Annotated in this window: 7 protein-coding genes and 1 pseudogene; all 8 read left to right on the top strand. The window is 63.2% G+C overall.

Annotated elements, in window-relative coordinates; translation table 11 throughout:
- Positions 1–174 precede the first annotated feature (174 nt).
- Positions 175–1,263 carry a transposase gene (locus IE158_RS12885; protein WP_189644119.1) on the top strand — a complete coding sequence of 363 codons (1,089 nt, stop codon included), beginning with the start codon at positions 175–177 and terminating at the stop codon, positions 1,261–1,263.
- Positions 1,253–1,959, top strand: a pseudogene (locus IE158_RS13785) (transposase); the annotation flags it as partial. The gene IE158_RS12885 and the pseudogene IE158_RS13785, both read left to right, overlap by 11 nt.
- A gap of 26 nt (positions 1,960–1,985) precedes the next feature.
- Positions 1,986–2,126, top strand: coding sequence for a hypothetical protein (locus IE158_RS13650; protein WP_308430691.1), 141 nt, complete (start codon positions 1,986–1,988; stop codon positions 2,124–2,126).
- A 231-nt stretch (positions 2,127–2,357) separates the two neighbouring features.
- Positions 2,358–3,710, top strand: coding sequence for a TolC family protein (locus IE158_RS12895; protein ID WP_189644121.1), 1,353 nt, complete (start codon positions 2,358–2,360; stop codon positions 3,708–3,710).
- On the top strand, positions 3,707–4,723 hold the full coding sequence (locus IE158_RS12900) for a TolC family protein (RefSeq protein WP_189644122.1): 1,017 nt from the start codon (positions 3,707–3,709) through the stop codon (positions 4,721–4,723). The genes IE158_RS12895 and IE158_RS12900 overlap by 4 nt, the downstream gene beginning before the upstream one ends.
- Positions 4,724–4,800: 77 nt before the next feature.
- Complete coding sequence (locus IE158_RS12905; RefSeq protein ID WP_189644123.1) at positions 4,801–6,873, top strand: HlyD family efflux transporter periplasmic adaptor subunit; 2,073 nt, start codon at positions 4,801–4,803, stop codon at positions 6,871–6,873.
- Entirely contained in the window at positions 6,870–7,616 is a 747-nt protein-coding gene (locus IE158_RS12910; RefSeq protein ID WP_189644124.1) for an ABC transporter ATP-binding protein, read from the top strand. The genes IE158_RS12905 and IE158_RS12910 overlap by 4 nt, the downstream gene beginning before the upstream one ends.
- On the top strand, positions 7,613–8,824 hold the full coding sequence (locus IE158_RS12915; protein WP_189644125.1) for an ABC transporter permease: 1,212 nt from the start codon (positions 7,613–7,615) through the stop codon (positions 8,822–8,824). The genes IE158_RS12910 and IE158_RS12915 overlap by 4 nt, the downstream gene beginning before the upstream one ends.
- The last annotated feature ends 265 nt before the right edge of the window (positions 8,825–9,089 follow it).

The following is a 9,089-nucleotide window of genomic DNA, read 5'->3' on the forward strand; positions in this document are numbered from 1 at the left end:
ATGCTCGAAGCCAGCCTGACTCTGGCCTTCCACCGATACAACTTGTCACGTTGATGCAGCCACTACCCTGTCCAATTTGGCATGGTATTGGCTGATGCAGGATATGGCATCAACTCAGAACTTGCACCTGCATAGGTAGCCAAAAGGCGCTCCCAGAGCTGAAAATCTGGAAGTGTGAATCAACCGGTTTCAGGGGAGCGCACCCGTATTTTCGCACAGCAGGTTCTGGGGATTCCAGAGACGCTGTACCAGCAGCGAAGCTTGCAAGCTTCGCTGCACCTCTTCCACAGTCCAGGTCAGAAGACCAAGTTCAGCGAGGCTGAGGGAGTCAGCCCCAGTGCACTCAGCCGTTTCTTCAACATCTACGACTGGGATTCAGACCGCTGCTGGGAAGAGATGCAGGACACCCAATGGCGCATGTTGCTGGACGCAGCTCGCCACAAACGCAAACCTCGATTGCGGCTCAGTGTGGACCTGACCACGGTGGAAAAGGTGGGCACCCAGCTGCCCTACGTCAGTGTTTATAACGGCAGGCACGGCATTCACTTGGTGGTCCTGTTTGCCGAGTACGGGGAACTGAAGTTCCCCATCTCCTACCGGGTCTACCAGGGCAAGCACACCAGCACCCCAGTCACGCTGGCCCTTGATCTGTTGGAAGAGGTACCAGACTTTGTGAGGAAGCGCTTTCAGGTCTGCGTACTGGCGGACAGCGGCTTTGAGGCCGCTGTCTTTCTGGAAGGTGTGCAGCGCCTCGGTTTCGAGTTCGTGGTGGGTGTGAGGAGCAACCGGCGCACGGACCATCCTGGCCGGGTGACGGTTGCAGACTGTCCGCATGGGGGGTACGTCAACCTCGCCAATTGGTCCCTGGAAACGCTGTCCCTGGGGAGAGTGATTCGTGGGGACCGCGAATTCTTCGCGGTGTCATCCGAGCTTCTGGAGGGAGATGACATCCTGGCCGAAGGAAAACGGCGCTGGGCGCTGGAATCTTTCTTCAAAGAGGGGAAGCATCAGTTTGGGTTGGCGCAGTTCGCGCTGCGAACTGCCAGGGGTCTGGACCGCTGGATTCTGATGGTCTTCCTGGCCTTCACCCTGACCATGCTGCACCGTTCAGAGGATATGACCCTGAAAGAGGTGGCCCGCCTGGCCCTGTGCACCTTGTTGCCAGGAGTCTGGCTCAACCACCTGCTGAGCCAGCTTCAAAAAGAGCAAGAATTCCTGCGCCAGCACGGCTATTCGCTCAGCTATGCAAGGTGCAAGTTATGAGATCAATGCTCAGTTCAGGTGGGCTTTGACTGAGCGAGGACTGTTCTGGTCAGTGGGCACAATCCAGACTCAGCGCGTGTTTCCTGCTGATGTCCACTTGCTTCCCTTACCAAAGCATTTTCGGGGAAGGCCCCCGAAACATCCGACACCGTCTGGAGAGGCAGAGACAGTTGAAACTGTTCTCGCCCGGGAGCCATGGAAACACTTGATCTGGCGTGGGGGCACCAAGAGGCCCCTGTCCGGAAAATTTGCTGCGAAGTATGTCCGAGTGGCAGATGGAAACGAGAATGCTAGAGGCCAGCACCTTCCAGGGGAAGGTGCCTGGATTATCGGCGAAGAGCGTGGACGAGGAGAAAGAAAATACTATCTGTGTAATCTGCCTCCCCGAACGTCGCTCAAGCAACTGGTTCAAGTCACCAAACAGCGCTGGGCCTGTGAACTCGGGCATAGAGAGTTCAAGCAGGAAGTTGGACTGGACCACTTTGAAGGTCGGTCCTGGCAGGGTCTACACCATCATATGACACTCTGCCTTGTCGCTCTGCTCTTCCTACAGTGGCTGAGATTGAGTCAGCCAAACGGTCTCTTCGGTGAAACTGTTCCTGCTATCCGCAGAGAATGTGTGGAGAAGGACCCCAGCGATGCCTTGACCTCTGTAGGTATCTCTCGTTCTGCACGGCTTTATGCAGTGGAACCTGAATCCCCCAAAGTACAGTTAGCTAGAGTTGGGCAAGGTCATGCCTCCCGTGCGGGCCGCCAACGCAGATACCATCCAAAGCTCAGACTTGGGCGAGTTGCTGGGAGTGCTGGGACAGGAGCGGGTGCTGGCGCGGCTGGACCGGACTGTGAAGGCTGTGAAGGGCTGAACACTCGTACTCCACGCTCACCCTTGCAACCTACCGCGCTTCTCTGACCCGGCACACAGTCACTTGTGCCGGGCCGTAAAGTCCAGCATCTCCTGGCCCAGAGGCGAAGCGAACTGCATTGTGTGGAGAAGGAGTGCGTCCTGCCCGGCCAGACTTTGAACCGGGAGCAGGCCGTATAGTCTGCAACTTTAGAAGGACCTTCTTCACAGTAAGATGTGTCACACTGACGGTATGCGTAATTGGGGGTTGGTGAAGAAATTAGGGCTGACAGCCCTGGTCAGCGGTGCAGCGTATGCAGAGCCGCTCAATACCTGGGACGCCCTGCAAGCCGCGCCGCAGAACTTGACGGTGCAGCAGCGGGCGCAGGAGCTACAGGGAGCGGAGCTGGAGTTGGCGCGGCTGAGCCGCCTGGAACTCTCGGCACTGGCCGAAGGGACCTCCGTGCGGTCGCCCACGGGGAGCACGGTCAACGACGCCGCCGCCGGGATAAATGCTCAGTTTCTGGGTCCGCAGGCCCTGGGGCGCGAAGGGCAGCGCCGCCTTGCCGATGTGCAGCGGGCGCAGCTGGCCCTTCGTGCGGCCCACTACACTGCCCTTGAGGACCTGCTGGACGGCTGGTATGCCCTGGCTGAAGCGGAGCAGGCCATCCGAACGGCGCAAGCAGAGCTTCAGGTTGCCGAGCTGGAGGAGCGCCGGGCGCAGGCGCAGGCTGACGCTGGCGTCCTGAATGAACTGGACCGCCGTCAGGTGAGCCTGGCTCTGGAACAGGCCCACCATGCACTTCAGCGAGCAAACCTGAGCCGCAGCCTGGCGCAGAGTGAGCTGTTGGCCCAGGGCGTGCTGGACGCAGACCCCACCGCAGACCTGGCGGCCTGGGTTCCCCTACCGCTTCCCCCCGCCGACTGGCAGCAGCCCTCCGCAGCGGTGCGGCAGGCCAGCCTCAATCTGGCTGCCGCGCAGCTGCGTCTGAATGAGCTGGAAGCCCAGAGCGGCGTGCGCGTGCAGGGCCAGGGACAGCTCAGTGCCAATCACTTTGCGCTGAGCGCTTCGGTGGACCGTGAACTCTCAGGCAGCGCCGCGGCCAAAGCCACGCTGCGCGGCACCGGAGACCTCAGCTGGAATCTGGGACTCAGTGCAGCGATGCCGCTGAACAGCCGTAACTCAGAGCAAGTCGCCCTGGCCCAGCAGGCTGTGACTCAGGCGCAAAAAGCTCTGGCCCAGGCCCAGGAACGTGACACGCAGGCCCGCTCACTCTGGCGCGGCCAGCTGGCAGAGGCCGCCCAGAATACGGAGCTGGCCGCGCAGGCCCTGGCCGAAGCCCAGGACGCCGAAGCAGTGACCCAGCAGCGGTTGAACCAGGGCCTGATCTCGCCCTCCGTGCTGGCACAGGCGCAGGTGGTCACTCGCAGGGCGGAAGCTCAGTTGCTGACCGCACGTAAGCAGCAGCATCAGAGTGCGCTTCAGGGTTGGCGGGCTACGGGCTGGCTGCCCCCGCTGACCCCCCAGGCGACTGAGAGTGCGCCAGTGAGCACGCCGACTGGGAGCACGCCAGTTATAGGCACACCGGCTGAGGTCTCTTCATGAGCATCGCCATCTGCAAAGGCGCTCTCCTGGTCGCCTCGCTGGCCTTGCTCGGCACCTTGACCGGAGCGCAGGCGGCTTACGGTACAGCTGAGCTGACTGGCCCGGCACTCGCGCAGGCAGTCAGTGTGCAGCTGGCCCAGGGCGAACTGACCCAGGCCAGAGCCGAGGTGACGCGGCTGGCCTCCGACCCTCTGGCGCTGCGCCCAGCCCGCATGGCCGCGCAGGCCAGAGCTGACGAAGCGGCGGCCAATCTACGCCTGAGCGAATTGCAGGTGCGCGCCGCGCTGGCTGCTGAGCTGGCAGCCCTCTCAGCAGCGGAGTATGGCCTGCGCTTGGCAAAGGTGCAGGCCGAGATGGCCCAGATTGGCCGCTCAGCAGCGCAGGTGCGCTTTGATGCAGGCGCAGCCACTGCGCTGGACTTGGAGACGGCCCGCGCCGAAGCCAACAACGCCGCTGCCGCTGTCGCCCAGGCCGAAACTGCCCTCAAGGCCGCTCAGGACGCCGTGGAACGGCGCACCGGTCAGCTGCCCAGACAGGGCCTGAAGCTCTCTGACCCACCCTCCCTCTCGGCCCTGAACATGGCCTTGCAACACCACCCCCGGATGATCAAAGCCAGAGCCGCGCTTGCCCAGGCCGAACTGGATCTGACAGTCAAGTCCACGGACCTCAGCGCAGCGGTAGAAGTGCAGGCCGCGCAGGCCGCCGTGCTGGCCGCCCGCTCAGCCGTGGCCGACACGCAGCTGTCGCTGGAAAGTGCCCTGACAGCGGCCTGGCAGGAGTACCAGACTGTCGTGAGCGCCGTGGCCCCAGCGGCGCGTACCGCCAGTACCGCCGCCGAGCAGGCACATGTGCAGCAGCAGCGCTTTGGCAGCGGCCTGATCTCCAAGCAGGTCCTGCTGAAATCCCAGCTGGACGCCCTGCAAGCGGAAAGCGAGCTGGACCGCCGCCGAGCCGCTGCCGAAAGTGCCCTGGCTGCCCTGAGCGTGGCCGCCAACACCAAAGCCTGGAACTGAGTCAAAACCTGGAATTGGGTGAGCAGTCAGGCCCCGCTGTGGGCCAGACCCCACCCCCATCCCGAAGGAGTGATGTGATGTCCGCACCCACGCAGCCTGAGTCTCTGACAAGCACACCGACTACGCCCACCACACCGACCACCCTGAGAAAAACAAAAAAGGCCCGCCGCAAGTGGTCGCCCTGGCTGCTCCTGGCGCTGGCCGCTGGAGCCGCGGGGGCCACCTACCTGCTGCTTCCCAAAGGCCCACCAGTGCAGGAGGTGCAGGCGGCCCAGGTCCGCCAAGGCACCCTGATTCGCACAGTGACTGGCACCGGTCAGGCCCAGTCCGAAACCAGCCAAAAGCTGACTTTCAGTGCTCAGGGCACTGTCAAAGAGGTGCTGGTGGCCGTAGGCGATCAGGTCAGGCGCGGTGATGTGCTGGCCCGGCTGGAAGACGCCGCCCAGCAACGCGACATCGAGACGGCCCAGGCGGCGGTGCGTTCCAGCGAAGCGGACCTGACCCGCGCCCTGGCCGAAGTCGAGCGGGCACGCGGTGAAGTGGCCCGCGTTCAGGACGAAGTGCCCAAAGCGCAGGCCGAGGTGACCCGCGCTCAGGCTGAAGTTGAGCGGGCGGCGGGTCAGGGACAGCAGGCGCAGGGGGATATTGCCAAGGCTCAGGCCGAGGTGACCCGCGCCCAGGCCGAAGTCGAGCGGGCTGCCGGGGAAGGCGTGCGGGCACAGGGTGATATCGCCAAAGCCCAGGCCGAAGTGGCGCGGGCGCAGGCTGACCTGAATCGGGCACGCAGCGCAGGCGGCGACGCCCAGCGCGAGCAGCAGCGCGAAATCTCCAAAGCCGAGCTGGTCCTGCAAGGAGCGCAGGCAGAGCTTCAGGCGGCCAACAGTCGCCTCAGCTTGCAGCAGAGTCTGCAGGGGGCAGGCGCGGCCAGTGCCCAGGAGGTGCAGAGCACCCGCCAGGAACGGGATGAAGCGGCCCGCCGCGTCTCCCAGGCCCAGGCCGATCTCAGTTTTGCCCGCTCTGGCAGCCCGGCCCCGTCCAACGCGGCGGCCATCCAGCAAGCGGAAGCCGGGCTCAAAGCGGCGCAGGCCAGTCTCCGCCAGGCGCAGAGCGCAGCCAACACGTCCCCGGCAGTCAAGCAGGCCCAGGCCACTCTCGTCAGTGCCCAAGCTGGGGTGCGTCAGGCACAGAGTGCCGCCGACACGTCCCCGGCGGTCAAGCAGGCTCAGGCGCTGCTTGCCAGTGCCCAAGCCGGAATGCAGCAGGCCAGAACTGCGGTGCAGCAGGCCAGAACCGGGGTGCAACAGGCCCAGGCTGGGGTCAAGCAGGCCCAGGCCAACCTGGACGCAGCCCGGCTCAAAGTGCAGAACCTGCGCGCCGCGCTGCGTGACCTGGAGCTGCGTGCCCCGGCAGATGGGGTGGTCAGCGCCGTGAATATCAGCGTAGGCAACCCTGCTGCCGCCGACAAAGCCGCCATCGAACTGATTGACCCAGCCCAGTTGTACCTGGAGGTGCCGTTCGATGAAACGCGCTCTCCGGACCTGACAGTGGGGCAGCAGGTGGACATTGAGTTCGATGCCCTGCCTGGGGAGGACATCAGCGGCCAGATAGAGCGCATTGATCCAGTGGCTCAGACTTCGGTTCAGGGTTCGCGGGTCAAGGCCCGCATTGCCCTGAGCAGCACCGAGCGCGTGCGGCCCGGCTATACCGCCCTGGCAACCGTCACCACCCTGAAACAGCCCAATGTCACGCTGGTGCCCCTCGCGGCCATCCGTGAGCCGGAAGGGACCGGGCCAAAGGGCCAGGCCACCGTCTGGACCCTTTTACCCAGCGCCGAGCAGGCAGCGGGCCAGAGCAGCTCTGCCACCACGGTCAGCACGGTCACGACCAGCGCGGCCACCAGCAGCACCGTCAGTACCGTCAGCACGACCACGGCAGCCCAGAAATCCACAGTGCAGAACACCCAACCCGCCGTGCAGGGCACCGCCCGGCTGATCACCGTTACCGTGGGGCAGCGCAACACCAACGAAGCCGCCGTGAGCGGGATTCCCGCCGGAACTTGGGTCATCATGCCTTATCCCGAAGACCTGACCGAAGGCCAGACCGTGAAGTATCAACCTCAGGATGGAGGCGGGAAAGTCGGTGAGCCATGAGCGCGCAGCCTGCTGAGCCAGTCATCGAAGTGCGTGGCCTGACCAAAACCTACTCGGGTGAGGGCGACGCCGAGGTGCGCGCCCTGGCGGGGGTGAACCTGACCGTACGCCAGGGCGAGTACGTGGCCCTGATGGGCGCTTCAGGCAGCGGCAAATCCACGCTGATGCATATCATTGGCTGCCTAGACACGGCCACTTCCGGCGAGTACTTCCTGGGCGGTGAAGATACTCTGGGCCTCAGCGACGACGAGTTGGCGCGGGTCCGTAATGAACGCATCGGGTTCGTCTTTCAGGCGTTCAATCTGTTGCCGCGCACCAGCGCCCTGGTCAATGTGGCGCTGCCGCTGGTCTACCGGGGCACGCCCGCCGCTGAACGCGAGGAGCTGGCGGCGCAGGCGCTGACGCGGGTCGGGCTGGGCGAACGGCTGCATCACAAGCCCAACGAGCTTTCAGGCGGGCAAAAGCAACGGGTCGCCATCGCCAGGGCGCTGGTGCAGAACCCGACAGTGCTGCTGGCAGATGAGCCGACAGGCAACCTGGACAGCCGCAGCACCAAGGACATCCTTAATCTGTTCGATGAGCTGCATGCTGAGGGCCGCACCATCATGCTGGTAACCCACGAGGACGAGGTGGGAGCGCGTGCTGAGCGGGTCATCTGGATGCGTGACGGCCTGATCCTGCCTCGTGAGGGCCTGGGGGCAGCACAGCAAACAGACGCGCAGACAACAGGAGACGGGCTGTGAATATCCTAGAAAACTTCAAATCAGCCTTGAGCGCTATTGCCGCCAATAAGATGCGCGCCTTCCTGACCATGCTCGGTGTGATTATCGGCGTCTATGCGGTCAGCACCATGCTGGCTCTGGGCCAGATGGCCACCAGCAGCATTACGGGCCAGCTTAATGAAATCGGCGGCAGCCAGATTTATGTCACAGGCGACTACAGTGGTGACCAGCGCCCTGTGCGGAACTTTACCGGCGACGACATTCAGGCGCTGGCCTCCTTGCCACTCACCGACATCAGCACCGCTTCCTACTCGGTGCAGGCCAGCACTTCGGATCACAGCGGCTCGGTCAATCTGGAAGGCACGGGGGCCACCTACCCCAACCAGGGCGGCAATCTCAAGCTGCTCAAGGGCCGCTACTTTACAGCTGCTGAAAATCAGCTGGGCAGCCCGGTCATCGTGCTAGGCGAAAAAGAAGCTTCGGATTATTTTGGCCGCCAGGACCCTATCGGTCAGTCGTTGCGCGTGAGCGTCAACAATGGAGACGGCACCCAGGTCCGCGACCAATTCACCGTGATTGGCGTGACCAAGGCCAAAGGCGGCATGCTGGCCGGAATGAACCAGGCCACCGGCTACGTGCCGATCAATTACGTGTGGCGGCACTACCGCGAGCGCGGCACCTACGATTACCTGTTTTTTCAGGTGAATCCTGGGGCCGACCAGCAAAAAGTCATGGCCGAGGTGAAGACCATCTTGCAGGCCCGGCATCCCAATGAAGCCATGCGCGCTGAGAGCTTTGACCAATTTGTCGAGCAGTTCCGGACCATTACCGGGGCGCTTCAGGCGCTACTGGCCGGGATTGGGGGACTCAGTCTGCTGGTGGGCGGCATCGGCATCATGAACATCATGCTGGTTTCGGTGACCGAGCGCACCCGTGAGATCGGACTGCGTAAGGCACTCGGCGCACGCAGCCGCACCATTCTGGGCCAGTTCCTGATTGAGGCCGTTACCCTGACCGGTCTAGGTGGATTGATCGGCTACGTGCTGAGTGTGGCGACGGTCCTGGCTGTTGCCCGCGCCTTTCCCAACTACTTCGGTGAAGTCAGCCTCTCGCCCGCCGTGGCTGCACTGTCTATCGGCATGAGCGCGCTGATCGGGCTGATCTTCGGCGTTTGGCCTGCCCGCCGCGCCGCTAACCTGACCCCGATAGAAGCCCTGCGGTACGAGTAAGCACGGCTGAATATCAAGGGAGCTGGATGATGAAGAGAGTGGCTTCGATGACCGTCACCTTCGCACTTCCTGCCAATGGGTGAGTTGCACTGGCCAGAAAGCCCCCTTCACTGAGCAAATGACAGACCCCAGAGGGCAGGCCCGCACTTATGGTCCTCAGCTTCCAGACATCCTCTAAAGCAGTTCTCCGAATTACTCAACCGGTAGTGGTACGCGAAATCCTTCCACATCGGTCCCACTTTTTAGGAGGGTGGGGCACACTGGA

The sequence above is a fragment of the Deinococcus piscis genome (assembly GCF_014653275.1).
Classification (GTDB): Bacteria; Deinococcota; Deinococci; order Deinococcales; family Deinococcaceae; genus Deinococcus; species Deinococcus piscis.

What these genes read in the sequence shown, in the direction of transcription:
- IE158_RS12895 (WP_189644121.1), top strand. Translation starts at nt 2,358, where the DNA reads ATGCGTAATTGGGGGTTGGTGAAGAAATTAGGGCTGACAGCCCTGGTC.
- IE158_RS12905 (WP_189644123.1), top strand. Translation starts at nt 4,801, where the DNA reads ATGTCCGCACCCACGCAGCCTGAGTCTCTGACAAGCACACCGACTACG.
- IE158_RS12910 (WP_189644124.1), top strand. Translation starts at nt 6,870, where the DNA reads ATGAGCGCGCAGCCTGCTGAGCCAGTCATCGAAGTGCGTGGCCTGACC.
- IE158_RS12900 (WP_189644122.1), top strand. Translation starts at nt 3,707, where the DNA reads ATGAGCATCGCCATCTGCAAAGGCGCTCTCCTGGTCGCCTCGCTGGCC.